Below are 23,966 nucleotides of genomic sequence, written 5' to 3' on the forward strand. Positions count from 1 at the left end.
GGAGGTTTTCATGAAGCTATCATCCCTGGCGCTCACTCTTGCTGCCGTTTTGGCGGTGGCCGGCTGCGATAACAGCGCCGTCATTTCGCCGGAACAACAAATGGGCCCGGATCCGACATTACCGCCGGCGCAAAACTTTCTGATCCCGCCGATGCAGGTGCCTAAGGGCGTGGGTTGGCAACAGAACCAGATGCCGAAAGTGGCCGAAGGATTGAAAATCGACAAGGTGGCGGACGGTTTGCTGCATCCGCGCCAGCTGCTTACCCTGCCCAACGGCGATGTGTTGGTGGTGGAAGCCAACGGCCCGGGCACCGAAGCGGTCAGCACGACCAAGCAGCTGATCGCCGGGCTGGTGAAAGGCCAATCCGGTAAAGGCGGCAAAGGCGGCAACCGCATCACCCTGCTGCGCCCAACTGCCGACGGCGGCTGGGAAAAGCATATCTTCCTCGAGGGGCTCGATTCTCCGTTCGGCGTCCAGCTGATTGGCAACACCCTGTACGTGGCCAACACCGGCAATATCATGCAGTACGCCTATCAGCCGGGCGAAACGCGCATCAGCGATCCGGGTAAAGAGCTGGCTGATTTGCCGAACACCATCAACCACCACTGGACCAAGGCCCTGCTGGCCAGCCCGGACGGTAAAAAGCTGTATGTCGGCGTCGGCTCCAACAGCAACATCACCGAAAATGGCCTGGCCGTAGAGTACCGGCGCGCCGCGGTACTGGAAGTGGACACCGCCTCTGGCGCCAGCCGCATCTTCGCCAGCGGCCTGCGCAACCCAACCGGGCTGCAGTGGGAACCGCACAGCGGCAAGCTGTGGGCCATCGTCAACGAGCGTGACGAGATCGGCGCCGATCTGGTGCCGGACTATCTGACCTCCGTGCAGGACGGCGGCTTCTACGGCTGGCCTTACAGCTATTTCGGCCAGCACGTCGATCGTCGGGTGCAGCCGGCGCGGCCGGATCTGGTGGCGAAAGCCATCAAGCCGGACTACGCCCTCAGCTCGCACGTCGCGCCGCTGGGGCTGCTGTTCTACACCGCGAGTGATCTGCCGGCCGAGTATCGCGGCGGCGCCTTTGTCAGCGAGCACGGCAGCTGGGATCGCTCGCCGCTGAACGGCTACCGGGTCAGCTACGTGGCGTTTGAACAAGGCAAGCCGGTCGGCAAACTCAAAGCGGTCGTCACCGGCTTTGTCTCCGATGATGAGAAGGAACTCTATGGCGCACCGGTAGGGTTAGCAATTGACAAGTCCGGCGCCCTGCTGATTGCGGATGACGTGGGCAATACCGTTTGGCGCGTCAGCGCTAAATAAGGTTAACGGGCAGGTTCCGACGAACCTGCCCGTGACATTGTCACTCAATAACCTGCGCCAGCCAGACCGTCCTTCCCCCACAGGTGGGATCTTCCACTACATGGTCCACCACGCGGAAGCCGTTCTCCTGCAATAAATGCCGATACTCCTCCGGTGCCAGGCTGGCGTGAAACAGCGGCTGGCCTTCGAAGCTGCCAATCGCCACGCCGTCTGCAGGGCCGCTGGTGAACATCAGTGCGGCATGCTGCCCGGCATGACGTCTGAACAGCGGAAACATGCGGCGTTGATCGTCGCGCGCCAGATGGAAGAAGCTGTCCCAGGCCAGCAGGCCGTCGAACTTCGCCGCTAAATCCAGCTGGCGCATATCCATTTGCCGCCATTCCTGCTGCGGAAAACGCTGCCGGCAGCGCGCGATCATCGCCTGCGCACCGTCGATGCCGGTCACCCGATGCCCCTGTTCGATAAAATAGGCGGCAATCGGCACGCCATTGCCGCAGCCAAGATCCAGCAGCCGCGCATTGGCCGGGGTGAGCCGCAAAAAGCGGTCGAGCCACGGCCGTTCAAACAGCGTGGTGGGTCTGAGACGTTCCCAGGTGGCGGCATATTCGTCATAAAGCGGGATAATGGTGCTCGCCAGTTTTTCCGTCATTAATATTGTCCCCGTCACGTATTGGCGCAAAAAAATAGCCCTTGGTCAGAATTAAAGCGCTTATCCGATAATATATTCATCAACAGACCGTTGACCAGAAATAAAAGGTTTTAACATTTCGACATAAACCAGTACAATTCCCTACCCTGTGTTAACCCTTTTTTTAGGTTGATTGTGTCGTTAATTCAGCGCTCTGCATCGCGACATCGGGCTGCCGCCTGGTTAGGGATGTTTGCCATTCTGATGTTGTTCATTGCACCGGTGGTCTCGCGATCCCTGGAGCATGTACGCGCCGGAAGTGCTGGAACGACCGCCATGGCGGATTGCGGCATGGCGATGCCGATGCATCATGGGATGCACTCGCCGCCGCCTGAGCCTGAAAAAGCCTCACAGCCGCTGATGCAGCACGGCGGCGGCCACCACAACATGGCGATGATGATGGACGACAGCGCCTGCGGCTACTGCGTGCTGTTGCTGCACGCGCCGCTGCTGGACGTGAGCCACGCCCCACTGTTCTGGTCCCAGTCGCTGGCTTCACGCCCGCCGCCGATCCACTACCTCGTTCCCCTGTTTGCCCACGTTGTTCACACCGAATTACAGCCGCGCGCGCCCCCCGTCTCTTTCCTCTGATTTAACAATAAGCCCATTGCCGTTCTCTGTATTGCCGTTGATCGCTTCAACCCGGCGGAATTAATTCGCCCAACGATTAATCACCGAGACGACATTATTAATCCGGTTATTTCCACGCTGATGGAATTAACCCCCGTATTTTTCGATGGTGATTTTCGCCAGGCCGCCCCACGCCTGAATAATCCCTCGGCCAAGAACGGAAAAGAGTTAGCTTAAGGAAAGATGATGTTTAAACCGACTTATAAAAAGAACGCCGTTACCCGCGCCATCACCACCGCCATGCCGCTGTTCCTGCTGGCCGGCCACGCGGCGCAGGCGCATCAGCACCCTACCGACGCACAGGTTAATGATGGCGACGTGATCACCGTTACCGCACCGCTCTACTCTCCGCTGACCATCGTCACCTCACCAAAAACCCCACGCCAGCCGGTGCCGGCCAGCGATGGCTCGGACTACCTGAAAACCATCCCCGGCTTTTCGCAGATCCGCAACGGCGGCACCAACGGCGATCCGGTGTTTCGCGGCATGTTCGGCTCGCGGTTGAAGATCCTCACCGACGGTTCGGAAATGCTGGGCGCCTGCCCAGCGCGGATGGATGCGCCGACCTCTTACATCTCGCCGGAAAGCTTCGATCTGTTGACCATCACCAAAGGGCCGCAGACGGTGCTGTGGGGGCCGGGATCGTCGGCAGGCACCGTGCGTTTCGAACGTGAACGGCCGCGCTTCGACAAGCCGGGCATCAAGGGCAATGCCAGCGTGCTGACCGGCTCCAACGGCCGCTGGGACGAGAATATCGACGCCAGCCTCGGCGCCGAACAAGGCTACCTGCGGGTGATGGCCAACAAATCCCGCTCCAACGATTATCAGGACGGAACGAATACGCGCGTGCCATCGCGCTGGGACAAGTGGAACGGCGATCTGGCGCTCGGCTGGACGCCGGACGCCGACACGCTGCTGGAAGTGACCATGGGCCGCGGCAACGGCGAAGCGCGCTATGCCGGCCGCAGCATGGACGGTTCGCAATTCAAGCGCGAAAGTCTGGGCATGCGGGTGGAAAAATCCAACATCGGCGAGGTGCTGGATAAGCTGGAAGCGCAGGTCTACTACAACTACGCCAACCACGTAATGGACAACGTGACCCTGCGCTCACCGGGCAGCGGCGGCATGGGGGGGCACGGCGGCCATGGCGGTATGAGCATGGGTGGGCATGGCGGGCACATGATGTCTTCCGGCATGACGATGCAGCTCGATCGCCGCACCGTCGGCGGCCGCGTGATGGGCACCTGGCAGTGGCAGGACGTGAAGCTTGAAAGCGGTCTGGACACCCAAACCAACACCCACCGCAGCATGAGCCGCGGCAGTTGGGAAAAAGACGCCCAGTTCAACAGCTACGGCGCCTTCAGTGAACTGACCTGGTCCACCAGCGAGCAGGATAAACTGATCGGCGGCGCGCGTCTCGATCGCACCCTGGTGGAGAATTTCCGCAGCGGCAGCGATGGGGAGCGTTCAGACACCCTGCCGAGCGGCTTTATGCGTCTTGAGCATACGCTGGCCGACCTGCCGCTGATGCTGTATGCCGGCGTCGGTTATACCGAGCGCTTCCCGGATTACTGGGAGTTGTTCTCGCCGAAGCTGGGCCCGAACGGCAGCAAGGATCCGTTCTCCAGCGTCAAGAGCGAGAAAACCACGCAGCTCGACATCGGCGCGCAGTACAACGGCAAGCGCTTCAACGGCTGGGTCTCCGCTTACGTGGGCCGCGTCGATGATTTCATCCTGTTCAAATACGATCCGCACAATGCGCGTCTCAGCCAGGCCGATAACGTCAACGCCAACATCATGGGGGGCGAAATGGGCATGGGTTACCAACTGAGCGAGCACTGGAAAACCGACGCCAGCCTGGCCTACTCCTGGGGGAAAAACACCAGCGACGGTCGCCCGCTGCCGCAGATCCCGCCGCTGGAGGCACGCTTGGGGCTGACCTATGAGTACGGCGACTGGAGCGGCACCGGGCTGTGGCGTTTGGTCAGCAGCCAAAACCGCGTGGCGATCAACGAAGGCAACGTGGTGGGCAAAGACTTTGCCGAAAGCGCCGGCTTCGGCGTGCTCTCCGCCAACGCCGCCTACAAGGTGAATAAAAACGTCAAGCTGAGCGCCGGTCTGGATAATATCCTGAACAAGACCTACAGCGAGCACCTTAACCTGGCGGGCAACAGCGCCTTCGGCTATTCGGCCAACAGCGCGGTGAATGAACCGGGCCGCACCCTGTGGGCCAAGGTTAACGTCACCTTCTAAGCCATCCACCGGGCGATGGGCAACCGTCGCCCGGTCATGCGATATGCGATCCGGTTCTTAGGATATGAGTTTTAAGTTTTTCCCATTCGGTTTAGCGGCGATTACTATCACCCTCAACGTAATCAACGATCCGGAGGGAATATGCAAAAGCTCACTCGTTTTCTGGCCCTGCTCGGCGAGCTGATGATCGAAAAAGCCGACGATGTCGCGCCACAGGCTACTCAGCCAGACGATCGCGACGACGCGTTGCCACCGCGCCTCGAACGCGGCGTTCCGCTGGCCGACCGCTTCCTGTTCATGTAATTTCCCGCGCTGTTTAACCCGCTTACACTGACCGCACGATATGTTCGCGCAGCCACCGGTGCGCGGGATCCCGATGCGATCTTTCGTGCCACAGCATGGTCATTTCAAACCCCGGCACCGCCAGCGGCGGCTCGAGTTGTTGCAATAAAGGCTGGTTGCGCACCAGCCGCTCCGGCAGCATCGCCACCAAATCGGACTGCGTCAGCACCGAGATCACGAAGAGAAAATGCGGCACGGAAAGCACCACGCGCCGCGTCAGCCCCACGTCCGCCAGCGCTTGGTCGGTGATGCCGTAGAAACCGCCGCCGTCCGGTGAGACCATCACCTGCTCCAATTGGCAAAATTGCGTTAGCGTCAGGTTTTCATGCAGTTTAGGATGGCCGACTCTGCCCACCAGCACATAGCGTTCACTGAACAGCGTGCGCTGACGCAAACCGGGCGGCGCCCCTTCACGGGTGTGAAACGCCAGATCGATCTCTCCCTGTTCCGCCAGTTTGGCGATGCGTGACGGCGCGGTTTCCAGCACCGCCAGCCGGGTGCCGGGCGCCGCCGTGCGCAAACCGTTCAGCGCCGGCAGGACGATGGTGGATTCGCCGTAGTCGAAGGCGGCCACACGCCAGGTATCGGTCGCCACGGCGGGATCGAACGGCGTCGCCGGCGTTACCGCCAACTCAAGCGCCGCCAGCGCCTGACGCAGGGGTTCCCGCAGTTGCTCCGCTCTGGCGGTCGGGCGCATGCCGCGCGGGCCGGGCAACAGCAGCGGATCGTCAAAGATCGCCCGCAGTTTGGCGAGATGCACGCTGACCGCCGGCTGAGAGAAATTGAGCCGCTGCGCCGCGCGCGTAACGTTGTGCTCCGCCAGCAGCGCGTCGAGCGTCACCAGCAGATTGAGATCCAGCCGCCTTAAATTATTCATGGTTATACCTGGGATAACGGTAATTCATTTCTAATATACCTTGTGACGCCCTAACCTGCAGCTCTCACACCAAGGAGAGTTGCTATGAATGTGCTGATTGTTTACGCCCACCCGGAGCCGCAGTCGCTGACCGGCTCACTGAAAAACTTCGCCGTTGAGCGCCTGACGCAGGCCGGTCATCAGGTACAGGTGTCCGATCTGTACGCCATGAAGTGGAAAGCGGCACTTGACGCCAACGACAGCCTGGAAGGTGCATCAGGGCCCCGTTTCGATCCTTCGTTGGATTCCCAGCGCGCGTTTGCCAACGGCGTGCAGAGCGCCGATATCGAACGGGAGCAGCAAAAATTGCGTTGGGCGGACGTGGTGCTGCTGCAGTTTCCGCTGTGGTGGTTCTCGATGCCGGCGATTCTGAAAGGCTGGTTCGAGCGTGTCTATGCCTATGGTTTTGCCTACGGCGTCGGTGAGCATTCCGACACCCATTGGGGCGACCGTTACGGCGAGGGGACGCTGGCGGGCAAACGGGCGATGCTGATCGTCAGCGCCGGCGGCTGGGAGTCCCATTACGCCCCGCGCGGCATCAACGGGCCGATCGACGATATCCTGTTTCCGATCCAGCACGGCATGCTGCATTACCCAGGCTTCGAGGTGCTGCCGCCGTTTGTCACCTACCGCGCCGGAAAGACCGACGAGACGCGCTTCGCCACCCTGTGCGAGCAGCTCGGGCAGCGGCTCGATAATCTGTGGCACACCGAGCCCATTCCGTTTCGGCGACAGAACGCCGGTGACTACCTGATCCCGCAGCTGACGCTGAAAGCGCATCTCGCGCCGGGTCAGGACGGTTTCGGCGTTCACATCGAGTAGCCGGAGGCGCACGCCCTGGCGCATCCGGGGCGTGGCGTTAATTTAGGGCGGCGAGAAATGTCTGGTAGCCCTGTGCGCTGCTGTCCAGCTCATGCTGCTGAACCTGCTCTGCCACCCCGTCCGAAGCGGCCTCCTTGCCATAAAAGGCGAAGAACGAGGCATAGTCGGCCCGCACGTAACCGGCGGTGACTTCAAACGGCCGGAAGATTTCCTCCAGCGAGTAGCGATAGCGCCCGTCGCGCGCATAGTCTTCTGCACGCACCCCCGCCGTCACCGCCAGCGCCAGCTTCTTGTTTTGCATCTTGTAGCCGCTGCGGGAACCGTAGGCCCAGCCGTAGGTGAGCACGTCATCCAGCCATTTTTTCAGCAGCGGCGGGCTGCTGAACCAGAAAATCGGGAATTGCAGCACGATGTTGTCATGCGCTTCAATCAGCTGTTGTTCCCTCGCGACGTCGATCTGCCAGTCCGGATAGGCCTGATGCAATTCATGCACCGTATACCGCTCCGGATAGCGCCGCAGTTCCTCCAGCCAACGTTTGTTGACCACCGAGTTCGCCATATCGGGATGGGCCACGACCACCAAGGTTTTCATACTGATTTCTCCAGTCAGGTGTTTCGACGCATCTTAGGGTATGCTGGAAGAATGTAAAATACGCACACTCACGACACATACTTACCCCGGAGAAAGTATAAAATGACCGCCGAATCCCGCTGCAGCCCAACGGGCATCAGCCTCGAAGACACCGGATATGGCTACACCCTGTCGGTGATCAACGGCAAATATAAAATGATTATTCTCTACTGGCTGGCGCTGTATAAGCCGGTATTGCGGTTCAACGAACTGCAGCGTTGCATCGGCACCATTTCGTACAAAACGCTGAGTTCGACGCTGAAAGAGCTGGAAAAAGACCGCCTGGTGGTGAGAAAGGAGTATCCGCAGATCCCACCCAAGGTGGAGTACAGCCTGTCCGAACGCGGGCGTTCGCTGATCCCGGTGATCGACATGATGTGTAACTGGGGGGAGCAGCACCGGCCGGAACAGCCGGTGCCGTGAGGGGTTAGTTGTCCGCCGCCGCTGAGGTTGCCGGAGCGGGTTCATCGTGCTCGACCAACGCGTCCGCCGGCCGGCACTGGCGCAGCGTGCGTACGCTGAAGGCCACCAGCACGCCCAACAAGGCGGCGAATGCACCAAACGACAGCACGCTCATCAACGGGGTGAACACCCTGCCCAGTACGCCGAGCCCCAGCGCACCGATCGAGTCGCCGGTCACGTCCTGCGCGGTGCCGAGGCTGTTCACCCGCCCAAGCAAATGATCCGGCGTGTTGCTCTGGATCAGCATGAACTGCAGAAGTGAGGCGATAGCGTTGGCGTAGCCGTAGCACACCAGCGCCAGCAGCGCCGGCGCCAGGTGGCTGAACAGCCCCAGTGACGCGATGGCGGTGAACGCGACGATAGCGGCGACCAGGATCAGCACGCCAGGGCGAGCGTATCGCCCCACCCAGCCGCTGGTCAGCGCGCCCAGCATCGCACCGAGCGGCACCGCGGAGTACATCAGGCCGATAGAGGACGCGCCAACGTGGTAAGCGTCCTGCGCCAGCGCCGGGAACAGCACCCTGACGGCGCCGACGATGCTCATTAGCATCCCCAGCAGCACCACCGAGCCGACCACCTTATTGCGCCAGACAAACTGGAAGCCGCTGGCGAGCGCACGCAGCGGGTGTTCCGGCTCCTGCTGCTGCGGCAGCAGCGTCGGCAAGCGCACCAGCGGGACCAGGGTGCCCAGCGTCCCTGCCGCCGCGACGGCGAAGGCGAGACCGACACCCCCGAACACGATGATAATCCCGCCCAGCGCCGGTGCGAGGATCGCGCCGATGCGCACCGTCACCATGCTCAAGGCCCCTGCCGCCGCCAGGTTTTCACGCCCGACCAGCAGCGGGATCACCGCCATCAGCGCCGTCATACCCAGCGCGCCGAAGAAGCCGTCCCAGGCCGCCAGCAGGTAGAGCGCCCACAGCGACGGTGCCGGGGCGAAGGCGTTCAGGCTCAGGGCGACAAAGCCCAGCCCGCAGGTGCCGCGCGCAAACAGGATCAGCTTGCGGCGATCGTAGCGATCGGCAAGCACCCCGCCCAGCATCAGGCCGATAAACATACCTACGCCGTCCAGCGCCACCGCCACGCCCACCTGCAACGTGGATCCGGTCATCGCCTGGATCTGAATCGGCACCCCCACCGCCAACATGCCGAGGGAAAACACCGACAGCATGCGGGCGCAGAAAATCGCGCGGAAATGTGCATTGCTTCTCAGCAAACTGAAATCAAGAAAAAAAGAAGGTCTGGCCATAGTGTCCTGCATGTCATGTTTTAGTGCGGGCCGGGACGCACGCCCCCCGGCCCGGTTGCGTTATACCAAGCCGTATTGCCGCGTCAGCAGCGAATGCAACAGCGGCCCAAGCGTCTCCAGCGAGGCCGGAGACAGAATGTCCGCGTGTTCGCAGCGCTGATGATGGCAGATCAACCCATCCAGATACGGCGCCCACACGGCATTGATGTCCATCTCCGGCGGCAGCGTCTGGTCGGCGACAAACAGCGTCGCCGTGCCGTGGAAACGCCGGCTGCGCGCCTGGGACAGAATGCGCACCGCATCGCGGTAGTTGGCGACGATGCTGTCGAACATCGCCGCCTTCTCCGCCATCAGCGCCGGATCGCCATGATCTTCCGCCATAAACTCGGCCTGTTCCTGCGCCACCTCTTTCTGCGCGTCTTCCTCGCTGGGGCCGGTCCAATCCTGGCCTTCCGGCGGATAGGTATCCAGCATGCCGAGGAACGCCACCTCTTCGCCCTGCTGCTGCAGGCGCGCGGCCATCGAGTGCGCCAGCGTGCCGCCGAGCGAATAGCCGAGCAGGTAGTAAGGCCCCTGCGGCTGCAGGCGGCGCAGATGGGCGAGATGACGATCGACCATCTGCTCGATATCCTCGCAGGTGGCGATAGCGCCATCCGGTCTTGGCGACTGCAGACCGATGATCGGGTAGTTCCCCGGCAGATAACGGCTCAGCCCCGAGTACTGCCAGGCGAAACCGGAAGCCGGATGCAGGCAGAACAGCGCCGGGCCTTGACCGGCTCGCAGCTGCAGGCATTCGCCGACGCCACGGCTCTCGGCCGAGTTGGCGGCCTGCGCGTCATCGAGCAGGTGCGCCATCTTCTCCAGGCTGCGGGCAAACATGATCTGCCCGACGCTCAACGGCCGCGGGACGCGCCGACGCAGCTCCGCCGCCAGACGCATCGCTAGCAGCGAATGGCCGCCCAGCGCGAAGAAGTCGTCGTCGGCATACACCGTCTCACGCCCCAGCAGTTCCCCGAACAGCGCCGCCAGCAGGCGCTCGCTGTCGCTCTGCGGCGCACGCCCGGCTTGCAGGGCCAGCTGCGGCCGTGGCAACGCCTTGCGATCCAGCTTGCCGCTGGCGCTGAGCGGGAAGCTGTCGGTCATGACATAGCTGACCGGCATCATGTGCGCCGGCAAACGTGCCTCCAGCGCCTGATGCAGCACGGCGGTATCCAGCGTCACGCCCGGTTGGGCGATCAGCCAGGCGACCAGCTGCCGCATATCGGCGCCGCCCAGCCCCGTCGCGCCCTCGCCCAGTTCGATGGCGTGCACCGCCGCTTGCGCTACTCCCGGCTGTGCCAGCAGCGCCTGTTCGATTTCGCCCAACTCGATACGCTGGCCACGGATCTTCAGCTGATCGTCGCTGCGACCCAAATACTCGACGCTGCCGTCTTCCTGCCAGCGGGCGATATCGCCGGTGCGATACATGCGCGCGCCGTTGCCGGCGGGATCGGCGACAAACCGCTGCGCCGTCAATCCCGGCCGATGCAGATAACCATCGGCCAACTGAATGCCGCGCAGGTAGAGATCGCCGGCGCAGCCGACGGGTACCGGCCGCAGCATGGCGTCGAGAATGCTCAGTTGGGTGTTCCAGACCGGTTTGCCGATCGGCACGCCGGCGCCGTTCACCGCCGCCAATGCCGCGCCGGACGCCGGTTGATAGGTGACATCGACCGCCGCCTCCGTCGGGCCATACAGGTTGTGCAGCGGCGCGGTAACCAACGCCTGATAGCGGGAGGCCAGTTCACACGACAGCGCTTCGCCGCTGCAGAACACGCGTTTCAGGCTGGCGGCGGCGCGCTGTGGCGCCCGCTCGTTCAAGGCCTCCACCCAGATAGCCAACATGGATGGAACGAAATGCAGCGTGGTCACGCCATAGTCGTCAATCAACGTCGTCAGCGCCTGCGGATCGCGGTGCGCCTCCGGCGGCGCCATCACCAGGCGCGCGCCGACCATCAGCGGCCAGAAGAACTCCCAGACGGAAACGTCGAAGCTGCACGGCGTTTTCTGCAAGACCACGTCCTGCGCATCGAGCGCATACTCGTGCTGCATCCAGAACAGGCGGTTGACGATCGCCCGGTGGTTCACCACCACGCCTTTCGGCCGCCCGGTAGAGCCTGAGGTATACAGCACATAGGCGGGATAATCGCCGTTCCCCGCCGGTGGGCGCGGCGCCGGTTCGCGCCCGCTGTCGTCCAGCACATCGAACCGCAGCGTCGGCGCCAGCGCGGCGAAGCGGGCGTCCAACGCGCTTTCGGTGATAATCAGCCGCGGTTTGGCGTCCTCCACCATGTAGCCCAGCCGCTCGTCCGGGTAGCCGGTGTCCAGCGGCAACCAGGCGGCGCCGGTCTGCACAATCGCCGTCAGCGCCAGGCTGAGGCGCACGGAGCGTGGCAACGCCACCGCAACGATATCGCCCGGCTGAATGCCGGCCGCCGTCAGCCGCTCGGCCAACAGCGCGGCCTGGCGCTGCATGTCACGGTAGCTGAGGCTGTGCCCGGCATCCTGCAGCGCGATGCGTTCCGGCGTGCGGCGCGCTTGATCCGCGATCGCCTGATGCAAGGTGGTGTCCGCCACCGCCTGTCCGGTGCGGTTGACCGCCGCGATCAGCGCCTGCTCCTGCGGGATTTGCAACTGCCAGCGCGGCAGCGGCAGATCCGGCTGGGCGATCCACTGTTGGAGCAGCGCCATCAGCCGCGCCGCGAAGCGCTCAGGCTGCGGCACCGAGGCGCGGTACTCCATCAGCAGACGCAGACGTTCGCCCGGCAGCACCAGCAGCGTCAGCGGATAGTGGGTATAGCCTTTGTTGCGGATGGCGTCGCAGCGCAGCGCCCCTGCGCCGCCCAGCAGAGCGTCGTTGTCCGGGTAGTTTTCTACCACCAACAACGTATCGAACAGCGTGCCCGCCCCGGCCAGGTGCTGGATCTCCCCCAACCCCAAATCGTCGTGCTCCAGCAGTTCAATCTGCCGGTGCTGCAGTTCGGTCAGCTGTTCCGTCAACGAACGGTCATGCTGCAGACGAACCCGCACCGGCAGCGTGTTGCTGAATAGGCCAACGTGTTCCTCGACCCCTTCTATCTGGCCAAAGCGGCCGGAAACCGGCGAGCCGAACACCACGTCCTGATGGCCGCAATAGCTGGCCAGCTGCAGCGCCCAAATGCCCTGCATCACGGTATTGAGCGTCAACCCGCGTTCGCGGCACAGGGTCAGCAAGCGTCTTTCCTCGGCCGGCGGCAGCGTCATTTCCAGCTCATGCACGCGATCGTCCTGCACTTCACCGAACAGCAACGTTGGGCGCACATCCTGCAGCGTCTCACGCCAGATGCGGCGCGAAGCTTCAGCATCCCGCGCGGTCAGGCGGCGCACGATATCGGCGTAGTTCGAACGCAGCGTCGGCAGCGCCTGCTCGCCTTCACGCAAGGCCAGCATCAGATCGTTGAGCACCACCGGCGTCGACCAGCCGTCGACGATCAGGTGGTGCGCGTTAAGGAACAGCGTGTAGCGTTCGCTATCGCCGTGTTTGACCCGCAGCGCATGCAGCATTGCGCCCGGCTGGTTGAACAGATCGCGCTGCAGTTCCTGCTGCTCCAATTGATTCAGCGCCTGCGCTTCTTGTTCGGCGGACAGCGGCGGCAGCCTGTGGCTGTCCAGCGGCCAATGGCTTTCCTGCGGTATCAGCTGCAGCGGTTCGCCCTCGCGGTTGAATCGGGCGGCCAGCTGCGGATGGCGGCGGATCACCGCATCCAGCGCCTGCTGAAGGCGATGTGCGTCCAGTTCGCCGCAAAGGCTCAGGCGCGTCAGCGAGTTATAGCTGCCGCCCTGCTGCGCGGTCTGCGCATGGAACAGCAGGCCGTGTTGCAACGGCAACAGCGGCAGCGCCGCGGCTAACGGCCCGCACTCCCGCTCCCAGGCGCGCACCGTCTCATCGTCAACGTTCGGCTGGGCGATCTCGGCCGCTACCAACGTCGCCGCCGCGCGATCGGGATGCCGTTCGGCAAATTCGCACAGTGCACGCACTGCTTGCTCGATGCCGCTGTGCAGCTGCGTAATGTCGCTCTCGCTGAAAATCCCCTCCAGCCAGCTCCAGTTGATCGCCAGGCACGCGCCGTCGCGCCGCTCTTCGACAAAGATATTCACCTCCAGGCCATACGACAGCGCCTGCTGTGCATCCTGCGCCACGGCGAAGGCGTCGCGGAAGCGGGTTTGGCTGCGTTGCGGCGCCCAGTTCCCCTCGTCCTGGCTGAAGCGCCCGAGGTAGTTGAACAAGATCTCCGGCGCATTGCGCTGCGCCAGCGCCGCCAGTTCGTCACGCTGCGGGTGCAGATAACGCAGCTGGCCGTAACCGACGCCGCGATCGGTCACCGCACGCGTCGCCCGTTTCACCGCACGCACGGCCTCATTGTGTTCGGCGTCATGCAGTTCGATGCGCAGCGGATACTCCGCCGTCAGCCAGCCGACGGTGCGGGCCAGATCGAGGCCGTCGTCCAGTTCGGCGCGGCCGTGCGACTCCAGAGAGAAACGCAGCGAAGCGGCCTGGAAACGCTGGCGACAGGCCTGAGCCAGCGCGCACAGCATGATCTCTTCAACCTGCGCGCGGTATCCCTGCGGCAAGGTGCCGAGCAGCGCGGCGGTCAGCCGGCTGTCGATCAGCGTGCGCCGTTCGCTCACCGAGGCGAGGCGATCGGTCTGCGGATCCAGCGCGCGTCGCCCCAAACGCGGCACCTCGTCCGCCAGCATCTGCCGCCAGAACGGCAGCTCGGCTTCGCGGCGTTCGACGTCGGCTCGTAGGCGTGCAGACCACTCATAGAGCGAGGTTTCTTCCGGCGGCAGCATGATCGGCTGCCCCTGCATGGCGCTGTCGGCCACTTGCCGCAGTTCGTCGAGCAAGATGCGCCAGGAAACGCCGTCGACCACCAGATGGTGGATCGCCAGCACCAGCCCCAGGCTCTGCTCGTCGCGCTGCAACAGGATGGCTTGCATCATGGCGCCGGCCGCCGGATCGAGATGGTCAAGCGCGGCATCAAACGCCTGTTCTGCCGCTGATTCCAGCTCACCGGACACGGTATTAACCTGCATCAGCTCACCGGCGGCGGCGGTTTCAACCACCAACTGACCGTCGCGGATCCGCGCGCCCAGCGCCGGGTGTGCCGTGTGCAGCTGTTCCAACGCATAACGCAGCTGTTGCGGCTGCAGCTCGGCAGGTACACGCAGGAAAACGCCGTGCGCGAAGCGGCGATGCATATCGCCCGTCTCGGCAAACCAGTGCAGGATCGGCAGCCCGTCGATCGGGCCTTGCTGCACGCTGCGTGCAGCCTGAGAGTCTACGACCAGCGGCTGCATCGCCTGCGCCATGCGTGCGGGGGTGTGCAGCGCGAAGATCTCGCGCGGCCGCAGCAGATAGCCTTTGCGCCGCAGGGCGGTGCCCAACCCCATCGCCGAGATGCTGTCGCCGCCGAGCGCGAAGAAATCGTCGTCGGCACCGACGCGATCCATCCCCAGCAGCTGCGCCATGGCGCCGCAAATCAGCCTTTCCTGCTCGGTGGCCGGCTCGCGAATGCTTTGCGCCAGCGTCTCCTGCGGTTTTGGCAGCGCCTGGCGGTCAATCTTGCCATTCACGTTAAGCGGCAGCTCCGGCATCACCACCAGGATCGCCGGCACCATATAATCCGGCAGACGTTGCGCCAGTTGCCCCAGCAGTTCGCTTTGCAGCGTGGGTGAGGCGCGCCGCGCGTCATCCTGCACCGAGCAGTAACCGATCAAACGATAGGTGGCGCCGATCGGCTCGGCGATCACCACCGCCCGCCCCACGTCCGGCAAGGCGGCCAAGGCGCTTTCCACCTCACCCAGCTCGACGCGGAAGCCGCGCACCTTGATTTGGTGATCGGTACGGCCAATGAATACCAGCTGACCCTCCGCGCTCCAGCGCATCAGATCGCCGCTGCGGTACATCACCTCGCCTTCGGCGAACGGGTTGGCGACAAAGCGCGCCGCCGTCAGATCCGGGCGCCGCAGGTAACCGCGCGCGATGCCTTTGCCGGAAATGTACAGCTCGCCCGCCGCGCCGATCGGCACCGGCTGCAGCCGGCTGTCGAGCAGCCAGACGGCGGTATTGGCGAGGGGACGCCCGATCACCGGCTGATCGGCGGCCGTGACCGGCGCGCCGAGGGTATCGACGGTATATTCTGACGGGCCGTAATAGTTGTGGATCTCCACCTCCGGATGCTGCTGCATCAGGTTCCACAGCGTCGGCGTTGCCGCCTCACCGCCGATCATCACGAACGCCGGCAGCGGGAACTGCCCCTTCAGCAGGCCGCAGTCCACCAGTTGTGAGAAGAACGACGGCGTGATGTCCAGCAGATCGATCGGCGTCTGTTGGGTTTGTTCCAGAAGCGCCCAGGGGTCGCGGCGCAGCTCCTCGTCGAAGATAACCAGTTCGCTGCCCATCATCATGCAGAACAGCGGTTCCCAGGAGGAGTCGAAAGAAAACGAGGCGGTATGGCCGGCGCGCAAGCGGCGCGCGTGGCGAGCCTGGAATTTTTCGATCGCCGGGCCGAACAGAGAGGCCTGGTGCGACAGGAACAGGTTCAGCAGCCCGCGATGCGTGGACATGACGCCCTTGGGTTTGCCGGTCGAGCCGGAGGTGTAAATCATGTAGGCGAGATGCGCCTCGCTCAGCGGCATGCGCCGCTCGTCGTCCGTTATCGGCGTGGCCTCGGCAGCCGCGCAGCGCGCCAGGCACGCTGCGTCGTCCAGGCACAATACCTGTGGCAGGTCCGGCATGTTGGTCAGCGTGGCGCGGTGGGTCAGCAACATTACCGGCCGCGCGTCGTCGCACATCAGCGCCAAACGTTCACGCGGATAGTCCAGATCGAGCGGCATATAGGCCGCGCCGCTGGCCAGAACGCCGAACAGCGCGACCAGCGTGTCCACCGAGCGCGGAATGCCGATGGCCACCACGTCTTCGGCGCCGATGCCGCTTTCGATTAGCACTCGCCCCAACTGCATCACCCGTTCGGAGAGCTGCCGGTAGCTGAGGCGCTCGTCGCCGCAGGCCACCGCCAATGCCTCAGGCTGGCGTTCAACCTGGCGCTGGAACGCATCCATGATTGACACCATGCCCGTCGGCGGCGTCAGATCGGCGCCGCGCCCCCAGGCCGCGAGTTGCCTTAGCTCCCCTTCGCCGATCAGCGCCAGTTGAGCGTTCGGCTGGTGCGGCTGTCGCGCCAACTGCTGCAGCCAATGGCCGATGCGCTCCGCGTGATGATGCAAGGTGCGCGGCGAGTATTTGGCCGGGTTGGCCACCAAAGACAGCGTCAGCACGCCGTTGCGAAAGCCGATCTCAAACTCCAGGTCATCGACCGGCCCCATCGCCAGCGTATGGGTAACGGCCGCTTGGCCGTCGAACGACAAGGCGCTGTGGTAGACCTTGACGTTGATCACCGGCCCGTACAGTTCCTGATGGCCACCGACCAGGCCGAGATCGCGCTTGATCTGCTCCGCCTCATAGCGTTGATGGCGGCGCGCCTGTTTGATCTGCGCTACGGTCGCCTGGCAGACGTCCGCCAGCGACAGCTCCGGCGTCACGTTCAGCAGCAGCGGCAGCACGTTGACCACCGGGCCGACCGCCGCCAGCGCCTGCGACCCCATCCGCCGCATGAAAGGAAAACCGACTGAGAAGCGGGTTTCGCCGCTCATGCGCGCCAGATACATCGCCAGCGCCGCCGTGACGATGTCGGCCGGTTGCAGCGCCTGCAACGCGTCGTCGCGCAGCGCTTCGTCAAACAGTGACTCCGGCAGCACCAGCACCTGTTTGAGCGGTCGGGCGCCCGGTTCAACCTCCCGGCTTTCCGTCGATAATGACAGCGGCGACGGCAGTTCGCGCAGATGCTGGCGCCAGAACTCGGCCGCCCGTTGGCGCGCCGGCGACGTTTGCCATTGCTGAAACTCTTCCACTACCTTACCGAACGGGGTAAACGGCGAAGCCGCGGGCGACAGCCCGTGACGCAGCGCGCGATAGATATCGGCGATCCGGCGGGTGATGGCTTCGAAACTGAAGCCGTCCAGGGTCAGATGATGAAAGCGCTGGTACCAAAACCAACGATCGGCGCTGACGCGGATTATCGCATGGCGATAAAGCGACCGTTCGCCGTCCGCAGGCAAATCCTGCGCCAGATCGTCGTTCATCAGCGCCAGCGCCGCCTGTTCGGCGTCCGGCTGCGCGCTGAAATCGAACCACTCCGGCGCCTGTACGCGCGCAGGGTCGGCTATCAACGGGAGACGCTGCACCGGCTGGCCGTCCTGCGCCTCAAAGAACCGCGCCTGAACCGTATCCGCTTCGGCCAGCCCCTGACGGATCGCGCGCTCCAGCGCCGAACGATCGATAGCGCCGTGCAGTTCGGTATAGTGCGCCACCGCGAAGCTGTTGCGCCGCAGCGCGATTTGGTCGGCGATCCAGATCCCCGGTTGCGCCGCAACCAGCGGATAATCCCGATACTCGACCTGAGTATCCGGCAAAGAAAGCGTTTCTGACATGGTGTCTGTCCTTTCCCTCAAACGGAATGTATCGATGTGGCTGCCTGGCGCTTAACGCGCCGCATCCGCCGCTTTCAGCGCCGCCGGCCGCATGTCCTGCCAGTGCGTTTCGATGTAGTCGATGCATTCGCCGCGCGACGCCGGCCCCATCAGCACGCGCCACCCCTGCGGCGTCTCGGCAAACTGCGGCCACAGCGAGTACTGCTGTTGCGCGTTGATCAGCACGGAGAAACGGAGATTTTCGTCATCGAACGGGTTTTGTTGTTCCTGAGTCATTTGCCTTACCTGTCTGTCAAAATGTGGGATTACTTCATTGCGGAAAGCAGCTGGCGCACGCCGTCCACCAGGCCACCGCGCCAGCAGAGCGCATCATGTCCGCCGGAAAACACGCGGTATTCGGCGCGGTGCCCTGCCGCCGCCAGCGCCTGATGCATCTGGCGATTAACGAATTCGATGTCCGCCTCTCGATCGCCGGCTTGCTGAATCACGGTGAGCTTGGGCGCCGCCGGGCTGCGTTGCCGAACCTGGCGTATCAGCCAGCCTTCTTCCAGCTCGTGGCGTTTTTCGAATTGGGTAACGAATTGCACCGTAGGCCACCAGAAGGAGCCGGACTGGCTCAGCACGTGGCCGAAGCGCTCTGGCCAGTGCAAACCGGCATATAACGCCGCCAGCCCGCCGTAGCTCTGGCCGGCGACGACGGTGCGCGCCCCTGCCTCGCTGAACGGTTCGCGCTTCTGCGCCTGCGGCAGCAGCTCATCGATCACCGCCTGCCAGAATGCGGCATTGCAAGGCAGCTCGTTTTCCCGGTGTTCGCCGTCGATCGCATCGATCAGCAGCCAACATGCAGGCGGCAGGTGCCCTTTTGCGGTTTCGTGCTCGATCACCGGCAACAGCGCGTGCCTTTCGACCCAGTTTTGGCCATCGAGCAGCAGCACCAGCGGGCGATTCGCTTTCACCCCCGCGTCGCCGCTGGCATACAGCCAGACGCGCCGCTGCGTGCCGAGCCGTTCGCTCTGCCACTGGAAAAGCTGCAGCCGCGCCTCCTCCAGCGGCCGATCGGCGGCCTGCCAGGCGCTTTGATCGTCGGCATCCGGCCCTTGCGCCAGAGAGACGGGCCGCGGGCGATGAGACGGCCCCAGCGATACGCGATTCAGCGGATCGGCGATGGCCAACGGGAACAGCGATACCCACCAGGCGCGCTGTTGGCGATCGCGCAACGTTTCGTCGTCGCTAAAGACGGGGGGAAGATCCCGGTCGGTAATGGGGATCAGGCTGTAGCTGCCGCGCCAGCGGCGATCGATAACGGCCGCGCCGTACCAAACGTCGGTGCCGGGGAGCCGGGTCAGGCTGCTGGGGGACGTGCTGTGGTGATCGGTAATGCCGTTGATATCGGCGTAAACGCGGCATATCGGCGAGTGCCGTTCATCGCCGTCGGGATCGCGCCACAGCCAGGTCATTTTGACGTGGCTGTCATCGTGCGGTTCGACCACGGGTGTGCCGTGAGCGGCAACCTTCTGCCACCACGCGGATTGCCCTGCCGCCTCTTCACGCAGCCACTGCGCCGCCAATCCCTCACGACCGTTTTCTGGCCTCTTTTCCGGCAAAAACTCCATAGCGCCCCTTACATAACATGAGTGTCTTTTACAAAACCTGACAATCGTATTGATACTCATTATCATTTTCAATACTATTTGTCGGATTTTTACCGTCGTGCAAACACGACGTCTCCGCGTCGACGGGTGAAGACCGCTTGCCGGCATTTCGGGGTTTATCAGGGTGGCATGACACACAAAAGCAGGTATTCAGGAGAGATAATGAAGATTAAAAACAAAGGGATAGCAAACGGAAGTGCGGAGGCGATGTCCGCCAAGCGTCTGTTGCTGGGATCGGCGCTGGCCTTACTGCCCTTCGCGCCACACGCGTCCGCCGCAGCGGACGAGACGATTCTGGTGACCGCCGACGCACAAAACAGCGTGACCGCACCGGCCAAAGGGATCGTCGCTAAAGAGAGCGCCGCTGGCACCAAGACCGCCACCGCTCTGCGTAAGACGCCGCAGGCCATCTCGGTGGTCACGCGCGAGCAGATGAACGACCAGGAGCCGGCGTCGGTCGCCGACGCATTGAACTACACCAGCGGGGTGATCACCACCTACCGCGGCAACTCCAACCGCAATGACGAAGTGATCAGCCGCGGCTTCCGTTATGCGCCCAAGCTGCTCGACGGCCTGCACTTTGGCCTCTCGAGCCAAAATGGCGGCGCCGGGCAGATCGATCCCTGGCTGTTGGAGCGCGTGGAGATGGTGCACGGCCCGGCCGGCGTGCTGTACGGCCAGGTCAGCCCCGGCGGCGTGGTGGTGATGACCAGCAAGCGCCCTACCGCCCAGAGCATTCACGAAGTCAAATTCAGCACCGGCAACCGCCATCTGGCGGAAACGGCGTTTGATTTTGGCGGCAAGCTTAACGACGACAACACCCTGTTCTACCGCCTGAACGGTATCGCCAGAACCGAACATGAGTTTGTCAAAGACAGCAAGCAGCAACGGGTGGCCATCGCCCCGGCCTTCACCTGGCTACCGAACGAAGACACCAGCTTTACGCTGTTGACCAGCTACCAGAACGATCCGAAAGCCGGATCGCGCAACTTCCTGCCGCGCGCCGGCACGCTGTTCCCGACCAGCGCGGGCTATGTACCCTATGACTTCAACATCAGCGAGCCCAGCTTCAACAAGTCGCGGCGCGAACAGGCGTCGATCGGCTACAGCCTCGAGCATAACTTCAGCGATGCGCTGTCGTTTACCCAGAACCTGCGCTTCACCCACCGTGATGAAGACTATAAATATCTGGTTTATAACGTAAACTCGACGGTCAACGACCACACCGTCACCCGCATGGCACAGCATGAAACGCAGATGACCAACGAGTTTGGCGTGGATAACCAGCTGAAGGGTTTGTTCGACACCGGCGAGGTGAAGCACACGGTGCTGGGCGGGTTGGATTACCGCTACAGCCATATCGATTCGAAGATGTATCGCGATCGCGGTAACGATTACCCGATCGACTGGGCCAATCCGGTTCGCCCCAGCATCGATGGCAGCACGTTGGCGCTGGCTTCCAGCAATTTGAAGACGCTGAATCAGGTCGGGGTGTATCTGCAGGACCAGCTGGAGTGGAATAACTGGAACCTGCTGCTGTCCGGCCGTCAGGACTGGTCGCAGGTCAACACCCGCGATCGCACCAGCGGCGGCAAAGAGCAGACCTATAACGATGCCCAGTTCACCGGCCGCGCGGGCCTGCTCTACGCCTTCGACAACGGCATTTCACCGTATGTCAGCTACAGTACCTCGTTCGATCCTAACCTGTACCCAAGTGCCGCGGGCGCCGATCCGCTCAAGCCGACCACCGGCAAACAAACCGAGGTGGGCGTGAAGTACCAGATCCCGGGCGGCAACACCCTGCTGACCCTCTCCTGGTTCGACATTACCCAGCGCAATGTGGCGTCTTACAACCGTCTCACCTCCGCCTACGAGCAGATCGGTGAGGTGAAATCCAAAGGGATTGAGGCGGAAGTGCACGCTCAGCCTACGCCGGAGATCACGCTGACCGCCGCTTATACCTACACCGACGTAGTGACCAAAGACTCCAACTCGGCGGATGAAATTGGCCACAGCCCGGCGGGCATCCCGCGCCACGCGGCCTCCGCCTGGGGCAGCTACAGCGTCCTGAGCGGTGCGCTGAACGGCCTGACCGTCGGCAGCGGCGTGCGTTACATCGGCGATGCGCCAGCCGACGCCACCGGCCAGTACGACGTGCCGCACTACACGCTGTACGATGCCATGGTGAAATATGACCTCGGCCAGGCTTCGTCGGCGCTGCGCGGTGCGGCGCTCCAGCTCAACGTGCAGAACCTGACGGACAAGAAATACGTCTCATCCTGCAGCGGCGAGTACGCCTGCTTCTACGGCAGCGGCCGCAGCATCATCGCTTCGGTCAACTACCGCTGGTAACAAAAAGGGGTGGCCAACATCGTAATGTTTGTCAGTTAGCGTTTTTCTGAAGGTATTGATGACGTTTTCGGGCGATAAATGAAAATGAGCAAGGGGCCGTAAGATGCTGCCCCTTGCAACCCACGCCTTTGTCCAATCCCCATGCCGCACGCGGGTTAACTCGTGCGGCATGGTCATCAGGCGTTACGCCCCGCCATCACGCCGCCATCGATATCCCAGATAGCGCCGGTCACCCAGCCAGTCTTGTCAGAAAGCAGGAAAGTGATGGTTTCCGCGATGTCGACCGGTGAACCCACGCGTCCGATCGGATGAAAGCTGTCGAAGCTGTTCATCACATCCTTGACGTCGTCTTTCGGAATGAAGCCCTCATAAATCGGCGTGTGAACGACAGCTGGAGAAACCGCATTCACACGGATCCCTTTTTCACCCAGTTCAATAGCCAGGTTTTTGGTCAGCGCGTGCAGACCGGCTTTGGCCATTGAGTAGGCTGAAGACGGTGTGGCACCGATGGCCTGTCGTGCCCACATAGAGCCAATATTGACGATAGCGCCTTTGATATCGGCCTCGACCATATTGCGCACTACGTCGCGGGTGATAAAAAACGTGGCGCGGTTAATGCTCATGTACATGTCATAGTCTGACGCTTCATGTTCTGTAAACGGTTTCGGGAAGAACACGCCAGCCGCATTGACCAGCAGGCTGATATCTTTGTGTTCGGCGTTAATGATGTTCACTACATGCTGCAGACCTTCTTCTTTCATCAGGTCTGCAACGATGACGGAAACCTGGCCGTCTGCAGCCAGCGCCTGACGGGCCTGCTCGGCTTTGTCCTGACGATGGCCAACAAGCACCACGCTGCCGCCGCTTTTCAGGACCCGCTTCGCCGTTTCGAAGCCCATACCGCTTGTACCGCCGACCACTAACAGTTTTTTGCCAGCAAAAGATGTATTCATCGCTAACCTCTTTACATTCATCTGGTTGTCATTAATAAGAAGCCTGGCTTCTCATCGTGTGAAACCAGATTGCCACCCTGAAAACCGATTGACGACTGAGAAGAAATTGCGACACAGGAAAGAAAATCTTTCTCGCCGGCGTATACTGAGGAAAAGAATGAATCAGGATGATCACAATGCGATCGTTAAACCGACTTAAATGGCTGCACGCTTTTGAAGCCACCGCCAGGCATGGCAGTTTTACCGGCGCGGCACAGGAGCTGGGTGTCACACCCGCCGCCGTAGGTCAGTTGGTCCGTTCGCTGGAAGACTGGGTCGGACACCCGCTTCTTCACCGCACCCGCTCCGGCAAGGAGCGACTGACGCTGGTAGACGAAGCGCAGGAGGCCCTACAAGATATCACTCAAGGTCTCGATAAACTGGAAACCGGTTTAAGTAAGCTTCGTGGTCGCCGGTCACGCTCGGTGGTCGTGGTGACGGCGTCCCAGGTACTGATGATGAACTGGCTGATGGACCGCCTGAACCGGTTTGCGGAAACGCATGAGAATATCGATCTGCGGCTTAACGTCACGGAAAAGCTGATGGACGTGTCGTATGGCGAGGCAGATATCGGCATTCGCTGTGGACAGGGAGAGTGGCCCGGCGTGAGTAAAACCTGGCTAATGGATGAGGAAGCCGTGCTGGTCTGCAGTCCACGCCTGGCTCCCCCCGAGAAAATGGCCTGCAGTGAATGGCTCGCCACGCAAAAACTCATTCACGATGACACGCCGCATCCTGGTGCGGATTTTCCATCATGGGGTGATGTACTGAGAGCGGTCGGTGCGCCCGAAACGCGGGAAAGCGGGCTGCATATCAATTCTACTTCAGCAGTGATCCTGTCGGCGCTGAGCGGCAGGGGCGTGGCCATCGTTCGAAACGCTCTGGTAAAGCAGCTTATCGAGACCGGGCAGTTGGTTCATCTCCATCCCGACCATCGCTGGCCACTTAGATGGTCCTACTATCTGGTCACCCCGCAGCAACATGTCATGCGTGATGAAGTGAAAATTTTCCACGACTGGCTTCTTCAGGACGTCGTCTCAGACCGTTCATAAACGATCATCGCAGCTATTGCGCTACCTCGGCATTCGCCCTGG

16 protein-coding genes are annotated in these 23,966 nt (G+C 62.4%); 8 read left to right on the forward strand and 8 right to left on the reverse strand.

What is annotated here, in order from left to right; all coding sequences use genetic code 11:
* Positions 1 to 10 precede the first annotated feature (10 nt).
* Positions 11 to 1,312, forward strand: coding sequence for a PQQ-dependent sugar dehydrogenase (locus ACJ8IL_RS00565; RefSeq protein WP_060433084.1), 1,302 nt, complete (start codon positions 11 to 13; stop codon positions 1,310 to 1,312).
* 40 nt (positions 1,313 to 1,352) lie between these two features.
* On the opposite strand, the gene ACJ8IL_RS00570 is transcribed toward ACJ8IL_RS00565, so the two are convergent.
* The gene (locus tag ACJ8IL_RS00570; protein WP_442516283.1) at positions 1,353 to 1,961 is read right to left on the reverse strand and encodes a class I SAM-dependent DNA methyltransferase; all 609 of its coding nucleotides are present in this window, start codon (positions 1,959 to 1,961) and stop codon (positions 1,353 to 1,355) included.
* Positions 1,962 to 2,204: 243 nt separating this feature from the next.
* Here ACJ8IL_RS00570 and ACJ8IL_RS00575 point away from each other — a divergent pair, with 243 nt between their 5' ends.
* The 3 genes from ACJ8IL_RS00575 (at position 2,205) to ACJ8IL_RS00585 (ending at position 5,186) form a co-directional block, all read left to right on the forward strand.
* Positions 2,205 to 2,591: a DUF2946 domain-containing protein gene (locus ACJ8IL_RS00575; protein ID WP_230489822.1), complete on the forward strand. Its 387-nt coding sequence runs from the start codon at positions 2,205 to 2,207 to the stop codon at positions 2,589 to 2,591.
* 225 nt (positions 2,592 to 2,816) lie between these two features.
* Positions 2,817 to 4,883, forward strand: a complete 2,067-nt coding sequence (locus ACJ8IL_RS00580; protein ID WP_442516284.1) for a TonB-dependent copper receptor — start codon at positions 2,817 to 2,819, stop codon at positions 4,881 to 4,883.
* Positions 4,884 to 5,024: 141 nt separating this feature from the next.
* Entirely contained in the window at positions 5,025 to 5,186 is a 162-nt protein-coding gene (locus ACJ8IL_RS00585) for a hypothetical protein (protein WP_162837924.1), read from the forward strand.
* Positions 5,187 to 5,208: 22 nt separating this feature from the next.
* Here ACJ8IL_RS00585 and ACJ8IL_RS00590 read toward each other — a convergent pair whose 3' ends face one another.
* A complete protein-coding gene (locus ACJ8IL_RS00590) occupies positions 5,209 to 6,102 on the reverse strand; it encodes a LysR family transcriptional regulator (protein ID WP_164067130.1) in 894 nt (297 codons plus the stop codon).
* Between the two features lie 84 nt (positions 6,103 to 6,186).
* Here ACJ8IL_RS00590 and ACJ8IL_RS00595 point away from each other — a divergent pair, with 84 nt between their 5' ends.
* Positions 6,187 to 6,963, forward strand: coding sequence for an NAD(P)H-dependent oxidoreductase (locus ACJ8IL_RS00595; RefSeq protein WP_265536064.1), 777 nt, complete (start codon positions 6,187 to 6,189; stop codon positions 6,961 to 6,963).
* A gap of 37 nt (positions 6,964 to 7,000) precedes the next feature.
* On the opposite strand, the gene ACJ8IL_RS00600 is transcribed toward ACJ8IL_RS00595, so the two are convergent.
* On the reverse strand, positions 7,001 to 7,555 hold the full coding sequence (locus tag ACJ8IL_RS00600; protein WP_442516285.1) for an NAD(P)H-dependent oxidoreductase: 555 nt from the start codon (positions 7,553 to 7,555) through the stop codon (positions 7,001 to 7,003).
* A gap of 102 nt (positions 7,556 to 7,657) precedes the next feature.
* Between ACJ8IL_RS00600 and ACJ8IL_RS00605 the strand changes: the two genes are divergently transcribed.
* Positions 7,658 to 8,017, forward strand: a complete 360-nt coding sequence (locus tag ACJ8IL_RS00605; RefSeq protein WP_049299265.1) for a winged helix-turn-helix transcriptional regulator — start codon at positions 7,658 to 7,660, stop codon at positions 8,015 to 8,017.
* Between the two features lie 4 nt (positions 8,018 to 8,021).
* On the opposite strand, the gene entS is transcribed toward ACJ8IL_RS00605, so the two are convergent.
* The 4 genes from entS to fes are packed head-to-tail and all read right to left on the reverse strand — an operon-like array spanning position 8,022 to position 19,489.
* Positions 8,022 to 9,305 (reverse strand): enterobactin transporter EntS, encoded by a 1,284-nt coding sequence (entS, locus tag ACJ8IL_RS00610; RefSeq protein ID WP_265536062.1) that lies wholly within the window; start codon positions 9,303 to 9,305, stop codon positions 8,022 to 8,024.
* Between the two features lie 60 nt (positions 9,306 to 9,365).
* Positions 9,366 to 17,876: an amino acid adenylation domain-containing protein gene (locus tag ACJ8IL_RS00615; protein WP_442516286.1), complete on the reverse strand. Its 8,511-nt coding sequence runs from the start codon at positions 17,874 to 17,876 to the stop codon at positions 9,366 to 9,368.
* Between the two features lie 51 nt (positions 17,877 to 17,927).
* Positions 17,928 to 18,152 carry an MbtH family protein gene (locus ACJ8IL_RS00620; RefSeq protein WP_442516287.1) on the reverse strand — a complete coding sequence of 75 codons (225 nt, stop codon included), beginning with the start codon at positions 18,150 to 18,152 and terminating at the stop codon, positions 17,928 to 17,930.
* A gap of 29 nt (positions 18,153 to 18,181) precedes the next feature.
* Positions 18,182 to 19,489, reverse strand: a complete 1,308-nt coding sequence (gene fes / locus ACJ8IL_RS00625; RefSeq protein ID WP_238476118.1) for an enterochelin esterase — start codon at positions 19,487 to 19,489, stop codon at positions 18,182 to 18,184.
* A gap of 201 nt (positions 19,490 to 19,690) precedes the next feature.
* On the opposite strand from fes, the gene ACJ8IL_RS00630 reads away from it, so the two are divergent.
* A complete protein-coding gene (locus tag ACJ8IL_RS00630) occupies positions 19,691 to 21,880 on the forward strand; it encodes a TonB-dependent siderophore receptor (protein WP_442516288.1) in 2,190 nt (729 codons plus the stop codon).
* 176 nt (positions 21,881 to 22,056) lie between these two features.
* On the opposite strand, the gene ACJ8IL_RS00635 is transcribed toward ACJ8IL_RS00630, so the two are convergent.
* Positions 22,057 to 22,833 carry an SDR family NAD(P)-dependent oxidoreductase gene (locus ACJ8IL_RS00635; protein ID WP_049204054.1) on the reverse strand — a complete coding sequence of 259 codons (777 nt, stop codon included), beginning with the start codon at positions 22,831 to 22,833 and terminating at the stop codon, positions 22,057 to 22,059.
* 176 nt (positions 22,834 to 23,009) lie between these two features.
* Between ACJ8IL_RS00635 and ACJ8IL_RS00640 the strand changes: the two genes are divergently transcribed.
* Positions 23,010 to 23,924: a LysR substrate-binding domain-containing protein gene (locus ACJ8IL_RS00640; RefSeq protein ID WP_043137436.1), complete on the forward strand. Its 915-nt coding sequence runs from the start codon at positions 23,010 to 23,012 to the stop codon at positions 23,922 to 23,924.
* Positions 23,925 to 23,966 lie beyond the last annotated feature (42 nt).

The organism is Serratia sp. CY47444, from assembly GCF_052168635.1.
Lineage (GTDB): Bacteria > Pseudomonadota > Gammaproteobacteria > Enterobacterales > Enterobacteriaceae > Serratia > Serratia bockelmannii.